The organism is Cupriavidus sp. SW-Y-13, from assembly GCF_009793345.1.
Lineage (GTDB): Bacteria > Pseudomonadota > Gammaproteobacteria > Burkholderiales > Burkholderiaceae > Cupriavidus.
In genome coordinates, this window is sequence record NZ_WHLX01000002.1 from 923,297 (window position 1) to 941,389 (window position 18,093).

Genomic DNA, 18,093 nt, shown 5'->3' on the forward strand with positions numbered 1-18,093 from the left:
ATCTCAATGATGAAGTATCGAATCGGGCAGATCGTGCCCAGCTCCAATATCACCATGGAGCGCGAAGTTCCCGCCATCTTCAACGCACGCATGCAGGTGCTGCCCGAACAGTTCAGCTTTCATTCGAGCCGCGTGCGCATGCATCGTGTGGTGGCCGAGGAACTGGAGAAGATGAACCGTGACATGGGCCGCTGTGCGCTGGAGCTGGCCGACGCACGAGTGGACGTGATGAGCACGGCGTGCCTCGTGGCGACCATGTGCATGGGCAAGGGCTATCACCGTCAGGTGATCGAGGAACTGGGTGCTGCGCTGGGCGATGCGCCGCATCTTCCGCAGATCATGACGTCGGCCGGTGCACTGGTCGAGGAACTGAAGGATTTCGGTGCGCGCCGTATCTCTCTGATGGCGCCCTACAGCGATGCGCTGACGAAAACCGTGGTCGAGTACATCGAACATGAAGGTATCGAAGTGAAGGACGTGATCAATTTCTCGATCCTCGACAACCTGGAAGTGGGCGAGCGCGATCCGCTGCAGTTGCTGGAAGACGTCAAGCGGCTGGACGTGAAGGGCGTGGATACCGTAGTGCTATCGGCTTGCGTGCAAATGCCATCCCTTGCGGCCATCGAGACTGCGCAGCAGGCGCTGGGTATCCCCGTGACATCGACGGCTGTGTGCACCGCGCGGCAGATGCTTCGACGGCTCGGCCTGGACGCCAAGGCACCGGGTGCTGGCGCGTACCTCGGCAGCCAGGCTGGACTGCGCTAGAACACTGCATGACAAAGGCAGCCGCCCACGGAGGCGGCGCCATACCCCGGAGACTGCTGCATGCACACCGCCCCCAAATCATTGCCCCGCGTATCCGGCTGGGTCTACGCAAGCGTTATCCTCGGTGCCGCACTGGGGATGCTTGCCGGATACGCGCCGTTGTTCAACGCCACAGCCGGCGTGTTCGTCCTGCCATTGGCCGCAGAGTTCGGCTGGGGACGCTCCCAGGCTTCGTTGTCATATGCCGCATCCATGTTCGGGTTGGCTATCGTCAGCCCGCTCGTCGGGGCGATGATGGACCGATTCGGTATTCGCCGGGTGATCGTGTGTTCGGCCATTGTGTTCGGCCTGGCTACGGCGGCGATGTCGCTGCAGGATGGCAGCATGCTGATGTGGGTGGCGTTGTCGGTCCTCATCGGCGTTTCCGGCGCGGCCACGTCGGTGCTCGGCTATCTCGCCGTACTACCTCAGTGGTTCGACCGCCGCCTTGGACTGGCACTCGGCATTGCCATGTGCGGACTCGGTGCGGGCACAGTGATCCTGCCGATCACCGCGCAAGCGCTGGTGAGTGCCTTCGGCTGGCGTACAGCATACATCGCGTTGGGTTTCGGCTCGGTCCTGTTGTCATTGCTTGCCTGCGGGTTGCTGCGCGAGCGGTTTCGCGGCACGCGTCAAGCCCACCAGTCATCCGGTGTGCCGCAGGGACTTGCGCTTCGAGCCGCCTTGCGCAGCTATCGGCTATGGGCGATCTGGCTGGTTTTCATCCTGAGTTCGGCGGCGACGTTGTCGCTGGGTCCGCATCTGCCATCGCTATTTGCAGATCGCGGATTCGATGCATCGATGGCGGCGAAGAGTGCGTCGATGGTCGGGGTGGGGTTGCTTGTCGGTCGTCTGCTTACGGGGTTGCTGATCGACAGAATCCATGCGCCACTGGTGGCGAGTGTCTTCTTTGTCGGCGGTGCCATCGGCGTGTTCCTGCTGCGTGGCGCACATGACTACACGACGCTGCTCGTGGCGGCGACGCTTATCGGACTGACCATCGGGGCCGAGGGCGACCTGATCTCGTTCCTGGTGCGTTCCTATTTTGGTCTTGCCTCATTCGGGACGCTGTTCGGCATTGCCTTCTCCGGTTACGGACTCGGCGCCGTAATCGGTCCCATCGGCCTGGGGATGTGGTTCGACCGGCATGGCAGTTATGACGTACCGCTGCTGGTACTGCCGTGCATGCTCCTGGTGTCGGCCGCGCTGGTACTGTCGCTCGGGCGCTACAACGTAGGGGTGAGGGCAGGGGCCAACGCGGCCGCCGCCTCCGCATAGGCGCGAGGGAGTGGGGCAGTGACGCCGAACCCGGCTAGAATTGGCACACCAACAATTTCGCCAGTCCGGCGCTCTACGCCCATGCCCGCCGCTCGCAAATCTCCTGCTGCAAAAGCTACCGTCCAACCAGCACCCAGCGCGACACCGCGCCGTCGGGGACGCCCGCCAAAGACGGAATCGCCGATCGGTGCCGAGCCCATGCTCAGCCGAACGACGATTCTCCAACACGCCATCAAGCTGACCAAGACCGTGCCGCTTGACCAGATCTCGATGGTGCAGCTTGCGAAGGACTTCGGTGTGGCGCCCGGGCTGATCCACTATTACCTCGGCGGTCGAGACCAGCTCGTATCCGGCGTGCTGAACGATTATTACCGCCAGCGCACCCTTCGCATTCCACCCCTGACCGGCGACTGGCGTGCAGATGTCGAGCGCATTGCACGGCTGAGCTTTCAGGTTGCCGTAGAGAATCCCGGCGTCAGCAACTATGTAGCGTCGCACAACCGGTACCGACTGTTCCAGGATGTGCAGCCCGGCGAGACCGACTACGGACTCGAGTTCTTCAATCGCATGACGTCCGCGATCATGCAGGGCGGGTTCTCCGCGGAGCAGGTGGCGTTGGGCTATCACTTGCTGGCCCAGTATCTCGTCGCCGCCAGTATGGCGGAGGCCTCGCGGCAATTGCCTGCCTACCATCAGGCCTTCATTCAGAACAAGCTTGAAGCAGTGTCCGCCGAGCAGTACCCCGGCGCACGCTTCGTCAGCGAATCCTTCTCCCATCTCTCGTCCGATATCGCATTTGAGGAAGGGTTGCGCTTCACGCTCGACGGCATTGAAGCCTGGCAGCGCGGTGCCAAGGCACCGAAGAAGAAGACGATTCGCTCGGCATAGTCCATCGTTAGCGCGGCAGCATGCTCCGCGCTAGTGGTATCTCCTTATTTGAGATGCAGTCAATAAAACTACAATCACTATTTGACTGTATATCAATAAGTGCGGAGGCGATGAGTCTCCAGCACGCCAGAGAACGTGGAGACAACATGAAACGCCCTATCGCAACGAAGCTGGTCGCACTGACGCTGCTTGCCTTCACGCTCCCCGCGTCGGCGAACACGTATCCCGACAAGATGGTCCGGCTCCTCGTGCCATCGATTGCGGGCAGCGCACCGGACATCATCGCGCGGCAGGTTGCCGAACGGCTCTCGAACGCCTGGAAACAACAGGTGATCGTCGAGAACAAGCCCGGCGGCAACGGCATCGTCGCCATGAGCGCGCTCAAGCAGGCGCCGGCCGACGGCTACACCCTTGTACTGTTCCACGCGGCGGCGGCTGTTACGACGCCCGTGATGTACAAGGAAGCGAAGTTCGACATTCAACGCGACACGGAAGTGGCAGCCACGCTGGCCTACACGCCAATGATGTTTGTCGCGGGTCCTGCCACCCCATACAAGAATCTTGGCGACGTGATCAAGGATGGCAAGGCTCGTCCGGACGACGTCGTGATCGGCAGCCCGACCCGCGGCTCCGTACCCCATCTCACGGCGGAGATGATGGGGCAGTTGCAGAAAGCGAAATTCCGGCAGGTCAGTTTCAGCGGAACGACGCAGGCGATTCAAGCCGTCGTGAAGGGTGATGTGCCGATCTATGTCGATGGCATTGCGCCGCTCGTGCCTCTGGTGCGTGGCGGCCGGCTGAAGGCACTCGCTGTGACCTCGGACACAAACTTGCCCGGCCTGGAAGGCATTCCGCTCGCAAAGGACGTAGCGCCGGGTCTGATCGCCAAAGGCTGGTTCACCATCTTTGCGCCCAAGGGTACGCCAGTGCCAGTGCTGGATCGCGTCAACACCGCCGTCAATCAGACGCTGACGCAACAGGCATTTGTTGACCGTCTGAAGGATCTCGGTACCTATCCGATGCCGATGTCTCGAACGGATGGCGCGAAGTTTATCGAAGCAGAGAAGCTCCGTTGGGAGAAGGTGATTTCGGACGCCGGTGTGAAGCCGGAATGATGCCCGCCCAGCGTTGATTCTGCTCCGGAGACCCTATGCGCGATCATTCTTTTCGGGCTGTCGGCGGCTCGCTCAATGGCTTGCGACGGCTCTGCGCGATGGCATGCGCATCGCTGGCCGTCGTTACCTCGAATGTCAATGCTGAGCCAGTCGGACAGCCGCAACATACTTCGCTGCGGCAGTCCGATGCCAGCCTCGTGCTGCTGGGAACAGCCGGTGGCCGAACTTCATGGCGAGGCACGCAGTCAGCGGGTATCGCTTCCGCAGTAGTGGTCAATGGTCAGGTCTATCTGGTGGACTTCGGCGCGGGATGGCTCCGGCGCTACTTCCAGGCGGGCCTGGGCGCGCCGCCACCAGCACGGGGCCTCGAAACGCTACGCGCGGCATTCATCACCCACATGCATGCGGACCACATCGTCGACTATCCGTCGCTCGTGTTGTTCGGCGCGTCGGACGGCTTGGCAGAACGGCGTCAGAAACTCAAGGTGTTCGGACCAGGCCCACGTGGGAAGTTGCCCCCGGCGAGCGGTGGTGCGGCAGGAGTTGCGGAAGTCGTGTCGCCCGAACAGCCGATGCCCGGCACTGTCGCCATGACCGAAGCGCTATACCGCGCATTCGCCGCCGACATCAACGACAACATCCTGGATAGCCGCAAGCCAAATCCAAACAGCCGTGTCGACGTAAGCGATATCGCGCTGCCTGCCGGGCTTCTGGTCGATCCCGACCGAGATCCGGCGCCTGCAATGACACCGTTCGAGATCTACCGCGACGAGAACGTCAGGGTAACTGCGACGCTGGTCAACCACGCTCCCGTCTATCCGGCATTCGCCTTTCGGTTCGATACCGCAACCGGGTCCGTTGTTTTCTCAGGCGATACCAACGTGAACGCGAATCTGATACGGCTGGCAAAAGGTGCTGACGTGCTGGTGCATGAAGTCATCGACACGGCCTGGGTGGATTCGCTGTATCCGAAGCCAAGAAACGCCGCACAGGAAGCCAAGGCGCACCATCTGGTGCATGCGCATACTGCCGCATCGGAGGTTGGCGCAGTCGCCGAAGCCGCCGGCGTCAAGACGCTCGTCCTGTCGCACCTAGCCCCCGCCGACAGCGATCCCCGGCGATGGGCTGCAGCGAGCAAAGGCTTTTCGGGGAAGGTGATCGTTGGTCACGATCTGCAATGGATTCCTCTTGCGGACGCAGCGGCCGCGTCAACTGGCCGCCGAGCCTCCGCTCCCTGATCTTCCCGATTCCTCTCTTTCGCACATGCACGCGCTTGGCGTGCGGCCGCCGCTCGTCTTGACGACGCGGATGACGATTCCTGCAAGCCAGATGTATCACAACAACAAAGGAGACAGTGGTGAAATTGAATCGTTTTGCAGCAATTGCCCTGGCCGCGTGCTCGGGCTCCGCATTTGCGCAGTCCAGTGTCACCCTCTATGGTGTCGTCGACGCAAGCATCGAGTATGTGAACCATGTTGGCGTGGTGCCGACCGCGGCCAATGGGTTCAATCGAGGGCCTGGGCATGACGTCGTTCGCATGAATTCGGGCGGATTGTCTGGCTCCCGCTGGGGTATCCGTGGCGTCGAAGATCTCGGCGCCGGAACACAGGCGGTGTTTGTACTGGAGAACGGATTCAACGGCGACACCGGCACAATGCAGCAGTCGAACAGGCTGTTCGGTCGGCAGGCGTTCATCGGCGTCAAAAACAGGACCTACGGTCAGATCACCCTCGGTCGCCAATACACCTCACTATTCGATAGCATCGTAAACTTTGTGCCGGCGTACTTCGCCACGCAATACGAGCCGATCACGCTCTTCACTGGCGCTAACTTCCGGGAAGACAACACCATCAAGTACACCTTGAATGCGGGTCAATTTACCGGGGTCGCGCATTACTCGTTCGGCACGGGCGTGGCCTTGCCGCAGACTGTGCAGTCGGGATTGGCGATCGGTGGCAATGGAGAAGTGCCCGGCCAGGCGAGAAGAGATAGCGCCTATGGCGCGTCGCTGTCCTACACTGGCGGTGCGCTGTGGGCCGCTATTGCGTACGATCAGTTCAATCCTTCGATCGGTACCACGACGAGTGCAAGTAGCGGCAGTTTCAAGAAAGCCACCGCCGCGCTCAGCTACAGCCTGCCTTGGGGTCGAATTATGGGTGGCTACAGGTGGGGGCAGAACAAGACCCCAGCGGGAGCGACAATCGGGCGAGATGACTTCTTCTGGATTGGCGGAATCTACCAGGTCACCCCCGCATTCAGCCTCACGCTGGAGTACGACTATGACAAGGTGCGCAACGTTTTCGGCAATGCCAACGTCGCAAATCCCTGGCAGGTGAACCTGATTGCCGATTACAACCTCTCCAAGCGAACTGACGTGTACTTGTCCGCCGCGTATGTCAAGAACGCAGGGTTGATGTTCGACTCTGCCTTGATCGCCTACGCGAACAGCCTTGCGCTTGGCAACAGCTACGCGCTTGGCAACGGTAACTCGTCCATGGTCGGCGTATCGGTCGGCGTTCGGCACAAGTTCTGAGATTCGGGTAGCTGCCGCCGTTCGGTTCGATACCACATTGAGTTGGTACGGGACCGGACGGAGTATGTGTGTGGGCTAATTTGAAAGGCTCTACACCGTTCAAGCGCTCACCATTTCTACGAATGTAGAGTGCGCCATCGATCGTGCACCACCGCGAATTCTGCATGCGGGAATCGGTCTCGTTTCTGATTCTCTTCAGGCCACGCTATCCTTGCGCGGCCACTTTCTTCTCCCGCACACGCCTATTCCCCCGTTTGGGTCATGCACGCAGAACACTTCTTGTGCGATTCTGTTCGAGCCAAGAAATTGGCCCCTTTGCAAGACAACTTCCGCCACGACCACCCCGGCCGTGGCTTTTTTTCAGCGCCAATCAGCTAATAGCTGATGGAACAGTCTCCACGTCAAGGAAGGTTCCATGACACAGGCGCCGGCGCGCATCCTCGTCGGAACCTACCGCAATCAGTTAATAGCGACTGCGAGCTCTTGGATTCCCAACCAGGCCAGGCGACCTGATCGATTTTTTGGACTTGGAAGTATTTTTGTGCGGAAGCAATGACACAAAAGGGAAGGGTGTATCGTCCTGTAAGAAAGCTTTCATGGGCCGAGCCCGCCAAGGTTATCAGGCGGCAGAGCCCAGGCATGACTGGTATCTCAGCTGCTAGCTCTCTCGATGTGCATGGACTTTCAGAGACCGCGACAAATGGCTGGGTGGTTCTAGCTGTTGTGTTAACTGTGGCGAGCGCCGTTTTTGTCGGATGGCTATTGGTTAAATTCTCCACGTTACCGGGAACCACGGGGGCTTGGGGGAGCCTTGCACCGGAACTAATCTCGGAGTAGCCGCCAGACATTTTGAATCTGCACGTTGTCTGCGGTCGTCACAATTGAACGATGACGTACCTGCCGCTGGATTGTGGGGAGGCTGTGTCCAGTATCAGCAGCATTTCTGCAATAAGTAACCCTGAGCCAATGGGGGGTAGCCTTCCTGAACCGAGATGCATCTTCCGGATACTCACGTTCGATATTATCTGCGACGCGGCTTAATGCCTTTTTAAATAGATAATATACTGCGTCGCGCGTCAACGGGATTGACTGTTGGTTGCTTCCAAGTCGCGAAAGCAGCGGCACGCTAGAACAGGCGGGAGGGAATGGAATTCCTCTCGCTGTAAGATAACGCCAAATCGCATAAACCGCAGTGCGGTTGAGAGAAATAGATTCAAGTCGTTCTTTCGCACTGCCAATGAAGAGGCTCCACGACTCGTCGCGATAACTTGTCGGAGGAAGACAGCAAAGATCCGAAAGGCGGACGCAAACCAACTCCTCCGCTCTAATCCCTGTGCTCGCCATGAAGAGGATCACGAACAACATTCGCTCGGCTTCCAGGTGTTGTCGGGATCCTGCTCGAACTCGGAGGCACTCTGCCTTCAGTTGCTCGACCAACAGATCAAACGATTTCCATGGCAACGATGCGGAAGGCTTTTTTCTTCCACTGGTAATCGCCTTTCGAAGTCGTCTCAATTCGCGAACTGGGTTCTGCACTACTATTTTCGCGTCAACCAGGAATGAGAATAGATTTTCTAGGACGCCAAACGCAAACGTGCGACTTTTCTCGGACAATGCACCCTCAAAAGGGCGCCAAGCACCATCATTTCTGCGCCGATTCCGAATCGCGCACCACGAGCCAGGCGGATCAAGTAAAAATGTCTCATATGCTTCCAGATCGCCCCGCGTCATGGCGCGTAGCGGTTTGCGCGCAACGAACAAAGCCCAGCAACAGAATCGATGGACTTCTTTCTCGTATGCGCGCTTGGTAGCGGGGGCGAACGCAGACGATAGCCACCGCAGTATCGTAGTGACTTCGGTATATGCAGTTGATCGCAAAGTTTCTTCATGCAGTGCAGGGGAAGACGGGTCGGGATGGCATAGCGCTCGGAGGTCCTCCAAATAAGGAGGGAACGGGCATATCGATGGCTCTGCTTGTGCACCCATGATCGCTCCTGGAAATAGGAATCCATCTTCGCACGGGCAAGGACGCAGTGTGTGAGTTATTCTTAAGGCTAGGAGCGTCGTGCCGTTTCGTAGAAGACGTAAATGCATCGCGTATTTGGCGCGGATGCATCAAACGTCATTTGATGATGGATTTACGTCTCAATGCATGACACTTTTACGTCTTTTGACTATTAGTCTGCTTATCTCGATAGCAAATATAAGCGTGGCACCTGGTGCGCTCGCGCAGGGGACCGGCGACAGTGGTGGGGCGAAGTGTCGCCTGGAGCGGAGGCCAATGGCGGGATGCCATGCACTCCGTGGCAGGTGCGGCGTCTGGACGGAATGGCGCGCACTCAAGGGCAGAGTCCCGGATCGATATCTTTCCGGGGTGAGCCTGCCCGCGAGTGCTGAAATTCACGTTCGAGCGCTACCAGCCAATCCCGAAATTACAAAAAAACGAAAACTATGATTTAACATAACACTAATTATGCTCACTGTTGGTATGTTCTGAAGTGTTGCGTGTGGGACGGCACGGAGACTTCAGATACCGCAACGGAAAAGTGCTTTTATGGTATCTTTCGCCGTTGCGTTTTGTTGTGGGTTTAGGTTTTATGTTCGTTCAGGTCAGCGCCGCCGCCGTGCCACGGGCGCTCCGGGGGGTTGCGCTGGTCGACAGCAACCACATGCCCAGGTACTGGGCCGCGGTCTGGCTGGTCATCGCGGGTGCGCAATGGGCAACGTCCACGCAGACCATGCGGCTGCGGTACATCGAGAACCTGTATGAGCATGCGGATCGGTCATTCAAAGCGAATGCGCTGGATGACGCGCTATCCGACCTTGACGATGCCCGGCTTGCGGACATTCTCGAGTCGTGGTTCGTGAGTCTGCGTAATCAGCCTGTTGCCACTCGCAGCAATGAGGACCGGTGGCAGACCGGACTGGCATTCGTGACATCGGTGGTCACATGGCTGTCGAAGTCGGCGGACGCGAAGATGCGACAGATCGAGGCGCGCATCCACCGACTATCAACGCTTTACCGTCAGCTTCACATTCGCCAAGGTGCCCGCAGCGAGACCGTTCGGTCGTTGCCCTCCAGCGTGGTCGAGAATCTCTATCAGATCCTGGATCCGGAATCGGATGCCAATCCCTTCCAGCGCGCGCACACCCGCTGGCGGGTCTTCATCGCCTTCGTGCTGATGCTGCATCAGGGTCTGCGCCGCGGCGAACTCTTGCTGCTGCCAGCAGACGCCATCAAGAGCAGCTATGACCGCGAACTTGGCCGGACAAGGTACTGGCTGAACGTCCGGCAAAACGAGTATGAAGAAGTTGGCAGCGACAGCCGTTACTCGAAACCCAGCATCAAAACGCTCCATTCGGTCAGGCAAATTCCCGTCAGCGACGCAACGGCGGGCCTGGTGCAGATCTATTGCGAAAATTACCGGGGCCGGCCTTCCCATTCGTTCATGTTAAGCGCCCAGACTGGCGGCCCTCTTTCCACAGAGTCGTTGACGAAGATCTTTACAACGATATCGAAAGCGTTGTCTACGGATGTGCTGCAGGAACTGCACGACCGCACCGGAAAGAAGTCGGTCACCTGCCACGACCTCCGGCACACCAGCGCCGTATTGCGGCTTCACCAGCTGCTGGAGCGAGGCGACTCGATGCCCGAAGCGCTGCAGAAACTGCGTACATTCTTCGGATGGTCGAAAGAGTCGGACATGCCGTCGCGCTATGCTAGGGCTGTCTTTGAAAGCCGACTCGCGAGCGTATGGAACGACGCATTCGACGATCGTGTGGCCTTGCTGCGCGCGCTGCCGCAGGGACGCTGATCATGCTGGAGGCCTTCCCATCCCGGCTTCGTGGGCAAGCCGAGCCATCGGTGCTCGAAAGCATGGTGGCGTCACTGCCGGAGCTACCGCCCGTTGTACGCTACTACGACGACTTCGACGACCAACTCCGCTCCATCCCGGCAGTCCGTCAGACAGATGTCTTCGGACTTCACATCAATGGTCGGATGTCCCGGCTCGACTTTGGCCGGTATCCTGCTGTCTACGGCGCTGTGCAGAAGCATCTACTGGTCTTCCTGTTGGGCGAAGACTTGCATATCTCGACCTGCTTCAATGTATTGATCGCAGCAATGCATCTCGATGTGCATGACGTCGACCGCGTTGTTGCAGCCGGCCCAACCCGCATATCAACGATATGGATGGCGCTGCGCGCCCGTCAGTTGCCGGTTCACGCCTATCGTTTCGTTAAGGCGGTTCTGCGGCTGCTATGCAGACATCGCCAGCACGGGTGGTCCGAGTCCTATCTGACCTATGTCAGCGCTGCCCTGCCCGGCCCCGCGTCGGACTCATATGCCGGTGTGCGGTCGGGCGATGTCTTCCTGAGTGCTGATGAAGAAGCCGTAATCGTTCGCTACCTGGACGAAACGTCGGACCTCGTGAGGGCCCGAGGCTGGTCAGGCATCGCGCACGACGAGCTTTGCGAGGCTGCGATGGTGCTCTGTTCCTATCAGTTCGCCATGCGCCCAATTCAGGTCGCGATGCTGACGATGCGTGATGTACGGGTCTGGCAGACAGAGCCCCGCGGCGAACCGGCCGTTCACCTCACGTTTCTCATGGTCAAGCAGCGGGGAAGGCTTCGAAAAAGGCCGATGGTCCGTCGTGTGAAACAGGAGTGGGCGGTGCTGTTCACGGCCCTGGTCGCCTATGCAGATTTGCAAGGTCGTGACGCGAGCGATCGCGTCTTCGACGTCAGTTCCAATCATGAGGCCGGCTCTCGCATCGCCCGCTGCATGGAACGCCTCATCGGGGACGGCGCTTGCGCGATGGACCTTCGTCATACGGCAGCCCAACGCCTCGTTGACGCTGGTGCAAGCCACGAAGAACTCGCCGAGTTCATGGGGCATTCCGATGTACGGACGGGGCTGGTGTACTTTGCGGCATCAGCCTCTCACGCGGAACGGGTCAACAGAGCACTCGGCGCGTCAGATATATACCGGCGGGTGGCAAAGATCGCGCACGATCGGTTCATCTCCCCGGAAGAACTCACCCAGCTCAAGGGAGAACAGCAGATCGCCGGCGTGCCTCACGGCATCCCGATCGCCGGCATCGGCGGCTGCACGTCGGGGCAACCAGCCTGCCCCTACAATCCGGTGACGTCGTGCTACGGGTGCAGGAAGTTTATGCCTTTGCACGACAAAACGATGCACGAGAGTGTGCTGGCCGCAATGCGTGAAGTGGTCTTGCTCTTCGAGCAGAGTTCTCGTGGTGATGCCCAATCGCCGGCCTACCTGCAACTGCAGCGCACGATCGCCGAAATACAGGCGGTCATCGACGAGTTGGAAGGCGAGCGCCGATGAACCCACACTACTCTGCCTTCATCGAGTTGGGCAAGGCACTCGTCCGTGAAAAGGGCCTGCACTGGGACATACCTCTGGACGAGGCAGGCACTGCTCGTGACGGTGTCGGCTGGAATCTGACGGCGGTTACCGGTGACGTGCCACCCCCAAACCACTACCTGCGAGATCTCGGCGCTGAGGCGAAGGCGCTGGCTATCGTCAATGCAGAGCGCGTCGAGCGTGGCCTGATGCCACTGCCCCGGCGAGCGCTGGCTGTCTCGTGGCAAGACCTGATTAAAGCAGCGGTGGCTGAACAGTTGCTGTTCAGGCGTAACACCACGCGGTATGTGGCACATAGCATCGCGCGTCCATTGCGGGTGCTCGCTACGTGCGTGGACAAGGCCCCGTGGCAGCTGACCGCCGACGATCTGCGTGCGGCTGTTCGTATTGCAACAGCATGTCAGGCGACCGGCAAACTGGGGGATCAGGTGGTCGGCATCGTCAAGACGGTGTTTGATGGTCAACACATTTGCGATGCGGGCCCATTGTACTCGTCGCTAGCTGTGCCGCGCATGCAAGTAAAAGGTACGAGCAAGGCAAAGCATACCTGGTCGCAGGATGAACTACGGGCCGACTTGGAGGCTCGCAAGCGCGGCGAACGCCTGCCTGAGCGCCGGGCGTTCTGGGAGCTGACCCGCATCGTGATGACCGAACGGCCACGCACGTTCATGGACGAGCTGCGATTCGCTGCAGTGCGCACTCTGATCGTGACCGGCATGCGTGCAGGGGAAGTTGCGTTGCTGCCGGCCGACTGGAAGCGTGAGCGGACGTATCTGGACTCGAAGGGTCGTCCAGCCGGTGAGTCCGGTGGCATCTCGACATCCTTGATGGTCCGCCACTTTGCGGAAAAGCAGCAGGACGCTGAAACGGACAGTCGCGTCCTGTTTGAAAGCGCTCAGCCGGTCCCGGAAATGTTCCGGGCGTTGCTGACAGAGACACTCGACCGTGTAGCCAAGCTCACAGAACCGCTCCGCGCGACGCTGAAACTGCAATGTGAGACGGAGCGACTATTGCCATGGTATCCGGTCGACAGTCTCGTACCTGTCATCGAGCTTTACACCCGTCTGGCAGGCAACCCGTTCTGGCTAGGCATTGAGCGAGATCCGTTCATAAAACGCTACCGCGATGGCCTCGATCCGTCAGTGTTTGATGAACTGTATGACCACCAGTGTGCGCTGTGGCGAAATGGCACACTGACCCTCGACATGTCTGTCTACGTGTTTGGGAATCGTCTGGTGAAGGCGATGCGTGAAGGCAAGACAAGCATGCGCTTCCGATACGCTAATGGCTCGCCGATCAGCCTTGTAAAGCGAATGGAGTGGCACGCTGCGTACTTGCACGTTGGCGAGCTCGAGGAGCATATGCGGTTCACGACGCCAACGAAGATATCCGACACCATGCGGCTTCCGCTGGCCACTGGGTTCGTTGGGCCCTGGGAGTTACTGTTCGTGCAGCCCAAACGGTCCGTGGCCGAGGAACGCGACGACGGGCTTTGCGATGTGACCCGCTACATGTCGGTCAACCGACCAGACCCTACGTTCATCGGACAGTCACTGGGTGACGCAAAGCAACTGCCGACGCTGTTTGAAAAGTACGGACAGACTGACGAAGACCGGGCCTTGAAGATCGAGGCACACATGCTGCGCCACATGCAGAACACCGAGCTGTTCCGGCTTGGCGTTGCCGACACGATCATCTCAAAGCGCTTCAACCGGCGCAGCGTTGCACAAAGCTATGAATACGACCATCGCAGCCTGGCGGAGGATCTTGACCAGATTGAAATTCCACAGGACGTCGAGATCCTCCTCGGCGAAAAAGCCGGCACGGTTGCCCGACTCATCAAGGGTGGCAAGGCAAGCGGTCCGATCGTCGATGCCTTCCGGCGCATCCAGAAAACGGAGGGCGACGCGGCCGCATACGAGTACCTGCGCGCCGAAGCGGACGGATTCCATGCCACCCCTTATGGGCACTGCCTGAACTCGTTCACGGTCGATCCGTGCGCCAAGCATCTGGAATGCTTTGCCGACTGTCGTCACCTCTCGGCCACTGACCTGCCGGAGCACAGGCGGAACCTGATCCGGCTCGAGGGTCAGCTCAAGCTCGCCGTGGAAACGATCAAGGCCCGCCCATCGATCAGCATTGGTTGGCAAAACCAGCTCGACCACGCGGAAAAACGGCTGACTGGCGTACAAGGGCTGCTCAAAACGCGGCCGGGCGACCGTCCCTTCCCCGACGGCATTGACCTCTCCTTGCCCCGACAACAGGGAATACTTGATGAATAAAGCCAATGAAGCGGCGTCGGCCGATGATGGGAAAATGCGCGAGATTCTTGAGCTGTTGCTGACCGACGACGAGGACATCTCGGCGCGCGCCGTCGCCCGGCTGCATCCGTCCATCAAGGCAGCGTCGTCGATCACCCGCAGCGAGTCACGCCGCAGGCTGCTTGCCGAGTATCAGCAGCGCCAAGCGGAATACCGGCGCTGGCGTGGCCGCGCTGCCAAGCGACCTGGCGCTGACATGGCCGCGACGCTTGCCGACAAGGACCTCAGGATTACGGAGCTTGAAGCCACCGTGCAATTGCTGACGGCTTCCCACCTCGCAATGCTACGTGCCGTTGGTGAGCTGGGCGGATTCAGCAAGTGGGCCAGATTCTACGAGCAGTATCGTGACGCCCGGGACAAGCTTGCAAAACTTGGCGCCCTACCCGAAGCGGCAATCGTCGCGATGCCTGAGAATCCTAAACGCCGGAACTAAGCGCGGCGACGCTGAATGCCATCCGGCGTGATACTGTCTGCATTGATGCTCGCAGCCACGAAATGGCTGCGGTTCCGCGGCGGAAGCCGTCTCTCTCCCGAAAGGAGCGTTCATGTCCTATTGCCCCTTCTTCCAGACCCTGCATGACGAAACCCGCCCTGTGGGCAACCTCGGCCGGGGAACACATTACTCCATCCTTCGGGCGCCGGTCTGGCATGACGAGCTTCTGAACCGGCTCGATCGCTGCGCATTCCTTGACCTCGCAGTCATCTGGGACGAGGACCATGACGATCGCGTGATCGACGCGCTCATGATGCTTTACGTCGGCGGCCTGCTCTCACCTGTGCGGTATATCGGGGAGCGCAAGGGTACGCTCTCTGTGTTGTTGGCTCCAAATGCAATGCGGACCTGGACCCCGAAGGCGCTGCAGCAGTATCGCGACGATATTGAGGATGTTTGCCAGTGCCTGGAAGATCCGTGGACGGCAAAAGTTGACTCCGTCGATGGGCGCGAGCACTCGATCATCCACAGTTCGGCCGAGAACGTCTCCATATATCTCCGCAACATCGACGTGCTGTGGGAACTGGGGGTCAAACCAAGGACGCGATAGTAGTCCCACGCCCAAGTGTGCAACGCGCAACACCGCAGCCGTCAGACTCCCGGCCTGGCGTGTCCTTCCGTTGCGCCTCCACACAAAGCTCAACGCAACGAAGACTGGTGCCACGGGCACGCAACACGTGCTAGCCAAAAAAGTGGGGGCCCTGTGGAAAATCCGTCCGTCTTCCGGCTGAAATACAACAAAATCTGAAAACCAAAACCAACGCAACACTAGGCCATAGGTGCCAAGAATGTGCACAACAGGTTGTAAGGGCTGTAAGGGCCAAACCAGAATGTCCGCTTCCAGCCAGATCAGAATGTCCTCTGGCAAGACCTAACGCCGTGAGACACGCTAGGCCGTCGTGAAATCAACAACTGTTTTCCACAGCACGAGCGCGCCAATGTTCAGGACCACTGTCGCCCAGAAGACCATCTGAAATGCCTGCTTCCGATTCTTATGCCGAAGCAGGTGTTGCGCAGCCAGCGCGCCTGGCCATCCTCCGCATAGTGCAACGAGATGCAGATTGGCCTCCGGAATACGCCAGGCCTTCCGATTTGCCCGGGCCTTGTCGTCAGCGTACGCGATGAAGGCGATGACACTGGCCGTCACGCTGACAATGCCGACGAATCGAGGAAGATAGCCGCCCAGTGCTCCCAGGACGATTGCGACCAACGCCATTACTCCGACTAGCGCCGGTATCCAGTTCGCCCCGGCGCCACTGCCTGACTTTGGGGCGCCCGCGATGGCGACGTTTAGCGCCTGCATTCGACCATCCTTGCCTTTGGCAAGTTCGAAGCTCACGCGGTCGCCCACCTTCGGCTGAACAGCGCGCGTGCGCAGCGCAGTCACATGAAAGAACACGTCCTTGAGATCCGCGTGGATGTCGATGAAGCCATAGCCCCTGTCGGCATGCCAGGATTTGATCCGCCCTGCTCTCTTCATGTTCTTTGGCTTGGTGTTATGGGTTGGTATTGCTGGAGGCACGCAGTGTACGCTTTTGGTGACGTGTCCCCACGTAAATCGATCGAAAGCTATATAAGTCGAAATCGCACGGTTTGTGGGTGAAAGGCCAGGCTCGCCGGCGGCGCCAAGTCTCGCGTGCGCCGCCTCACCGATGCAACCGATTGCGTCGGCCCCCACTCCCTCAGCAGGTACAACATCGCGCCGACCTTCGCGCCGGGGCGGCTTGGTGGACGCTGGCGCGTGCCTTGCATGAGTCTCTCTACTGTCAGCGATCTTCGATACAAAAATGGGGAGCCCATCATGCCCACGCTAGCCGCCGATCATGTCGACATGCTGCGCCACGCCGTACGCGGCAAGGTGCTGTTGCCGAACGACCCTGGATACGACATCGCGCGTACCGTCTGGAATGCCACCGTCGACCGCCGGCCGGCGGTCATTGTGCAGTGCACCGGTACGGCGGACGTCATGCAGGCCGTCAATTTCGCGCGCGATCATGGCTTGTCGATTGCCGTGCGCGGCGGCGGGCACAACATCGCCGGCAGCGCCATCTGCAACGACGGGCTGGTGGTGGACCTGTCGCAGCTGCGCAGCGTCCATGTCGATCCCCGGGACCGTGTGGCCTGGGTCAGCCCGGGCGCCACGCTGGGCGATTTCGACCACGAGGCGCAGGCATTGGGCCTGGCCACGCCGCTCGGCATCAATTCCACCACGGGCGTGGCCGGACTGACGCTGGGCGGTGGGTTTGGCTGGCTCACGCGGCAGTACGGCATGACCGTCGACAACCTGCTGGGCTGCGAAGTGGTCACGGCCGACGGCCAGCGCCATTGGGCCGATACCACGCACGAGCCGGAGCTGTTCTGGGCGGTGCGCGGTGGTGGCGGCAATTTTGGCGTGGTGACGCTGTTCCAGTTCCGGTTGCATCAGGTGGGCCCGATGGTCACGGCCGGGCTGATCGTGTTCCCGGCGGCGGAAGGCAAGTCGGTACTGCGCCAGTACCGTGCCTTTACGGAAACGGCGATGCCCGACAACATGAACGTCTGGGTGGTATTGCGCCGTGCACCGCCGCTGCCTTTCCTGCCGTCGTCGGCGCATGGCGCCAATGTGGTGGTGCTGGCCGTCTTCCACACGGGCGACGCGGCTACCGCCGACAAGGACATCGCGCCACTTCGCACGTTTGGCCAGGCCGTGGGCGAGCACGTGGGCCCGGTGCCCTACGCGGCGTGGCAGCAGGCATTCGATCCGCTGCTGACGCCGGGCGCGCGCAACTACTGGAAATCTCACAACTTCGCACGGCTCGACGACGCGGCCATCGACCTGATGACCGACTTCGCCGCGCGCGGGCCGTCGGCCAATGCCGAGATCTTCATCGGCCAGGTGGGCGGGGTGGCCAACCGCGTGTCGCCCGATGCCACGGCGTACCACCACCGCGACGCGCGATATGTGATGAATGTGCATTCGCGCTGGGACCGGACCGACGAGGATGCCGCCTGCATCGGCTGGGCGCGCGACTTTTTCAACGCGGCGGCGCCGTATGCCACGGGTGGCGTCTACGTGAATTTCATGACGGAGGACGAGACCGCGCGCGTCAACGCCGCGTATGGACACAACTTCGACCGGCTGGCCAAGGCCAAGCGCATCTACGACCCGCAAAACCTGTTCTGCACGAACCAGAACATCAAGCCGGCGCCGTGACGCGTGCCGGCACACACCGTCGCGCCATGCGTTGCCATGGATGCCTCGCATGGCCGACGACTTTCACATTTCCCACCAC

Annotated in this window: 14 protein-coding genes; 12 read left to right on the forward strand and 2 right to left on the reverse strand. The window is 60.0% G+C overall.

From position 1 onward, the window contains the following. Positions 1-6: 6 nt before the first annotated feature. The 6 genes from GA566_RS19855 (at position 7) to GA566_RS19880 (ending at position 6,618) form a co-directional block, all read left to right on the forward strand. Positions 7-765, forward strand: coding sequence for an Asp/Glu racemase (locus GA566_RS19855; protein ID WP_160473799.1), 759 nt, complete (start codon positions 7-9; stop codon positions 763-765). Positions 766-825: 60 nt separating this feature from the next. After that, positions 826-2,082 carry an MFS transporter gene (locus GA566_RS19860; protein WP_160473800.1) on the forward strand — a complete coding sequence of 419 codons (1,257 nt, stop codon included), beginning with the start codon at positions 826-828 and terminating at the stop codon, positions 2,080-2,082. Positions 2,083-2,280: 198 nt separating this feature from the next. Beyond that, on the forward strand, positions 2,281-2,970 hold the full coding sequence (locus GA566_RS19865; RefSeq protein ID WP_237380513.1) for a TetR/AcrR family transcriptional regulator: 690 nt from the start codon (positions 2,281-2,283) through the stop codon (positions 2,968-2,970). Between the two features lie 146 nt (positions 2,971-3,116). Continuing rightward, positions 3,117-4,085 (forward strand): tripartite tricarboxylate transporter substrate binding protein, encoded by a 969-nt coding sequence (locus tag GA566_RS19870; protein ID WP_160473802.1) that lies wholly within the window; start codon positions 3,117-3,119, stop codon positions 4,083-4,085. Between the two features lie 35 nt (positions 4,086-4,120). After that, on the forward strand, positions 4,121-5,323 hold the full coding sequence (locus tag GA566_RS19875) for an MBL fold metallo-hydrolase (protein ID WP_160473803.1): 1,203 nt from the start codon (positions 4,121-4,123) through the stop codon (positions 5,321-5,323). Positions 5,324-5,442: 119 nt separating this feature from the next. Continuing rightward, positions 5,443-6,618, forward strand: a complete 1,176-nt coding sequence (locus GA566_RS19880; protein WP_160473804.1) for a porin — start codon at positions 5,443-5,445, stop codon at positions 6,616-6,618. Between the two features lie 822 nt (positions 6,619-7,440). Here GA566_RS19880 and GA566_RS33695 read toward each other — a convergent pair. Continuing rightward, positions 7,441-8,712, reverse strand: coding sequence for a tyrosine-type recombinase/integrase (locus GA566_RS33695; RefSeq protein WP_370459329.1), 1,272 nt, complete (start codon positions 8,710-8,712; stop codon positions 7,441-7,443). A 503-nt stretch (positions 8,713-9,215) separates the two neighbouring features. On the opposite strand from GA566_RS33695, the gene GA566_RS19895 reads away from it, so the two are divergent. From GA566_RS19895 to GA566_RS19915, 5 genes are all read left to right on the forward strand, one after another. Beyond that, complete coding sequence (locus tag GA566_RS19895; protein ID WP_008648470.1) at positions 9,216-10,433, forward strand: tyrosine-type recombinase/integrase; 1,218 nt, start codon at positions 9,216-9,218, stop codon at positions 10,431-10,433. Continuing rightward, complete coding sequence (locus GA566_RS19900; protein ID WP_237380096.1) at positions 10,373-11,968, forward strand: site-specific integrase; 1,596 nt, start codon at positions 10,373-10,375, stop codon at positions 11,966-11,968. The genes GA566_RS19895 and GA566_RS19900 overlap by 61 nt, the downstream gene beginning before the upstream one ends. Before the next feature lie 26 nt (positions 11,969-11,994). Then, entirely contained in the window at positions 11,995-14,289 is a 2,295-nt protein-coding gene (locus GA566_RS19905; RefSeq protein ID WP_237380094.1) for a hypothetical protein, read from the forward strand. Further along, the gene (locus GA566_RS19910) at positions 14,282-14,761 is read left to right on the forward strand and encodes a hypothetical protein (protein ID WP_008648465.1); all 480 of its coding nucleotides are present in this window, start codon (positions 14,282-14,284) and stop codon (positions 14,759-14,761) included. The genes GA566_RS19905 and GA566_RS19910 overlap by 8 nt, the downstream gene beginning before the upstream one ends. Before the next feature lie 112 nt (positions 14,762-14,873). Continuing rightward, positions 14,874-15,371, forward strand: coding sequence for a hypothetical protein (locus tag GA566_RS19915; RefSeq protein ID WP_008648464.1), 498 nt, complete (start codon positions 14,874-14,876; stop codon positions 15,369-15,371). Positions 15,372-15,710: 339 nt separating this feature from the next. Here the strand turns inward: GA566_RS19915 and GA566_RS19920 are convergent, their stop codons facing one another. Then, on the reverse strand, positions 15,711-16,301 hold the full coding sequence (locus tag GA566_RS19920; RefSeq protein WP_160473807.1) for a cold shock and DUF1294 domain-containing protein: 591 nt from the start codon (positions 16,299-16,301) through the stop codon (positions 15,711-15,713). Positions 16,302-16,622: 321 nt separating this feature from the next. Between GA566_RS19920 and GA566_RS19925 the strand changes: the two genes are divergently transcribed. Then, entirely contained in the window at positions 16,623-18,014 is a 1,392-nt protein-coding gene (locus GA566_RS19925) for an FAD-binding oxidoreductase (RefSeq protein WP_160473808.1), read from the forward strand. Positions 18,015-18,093 lie beyond the last annotated feature (79 nt).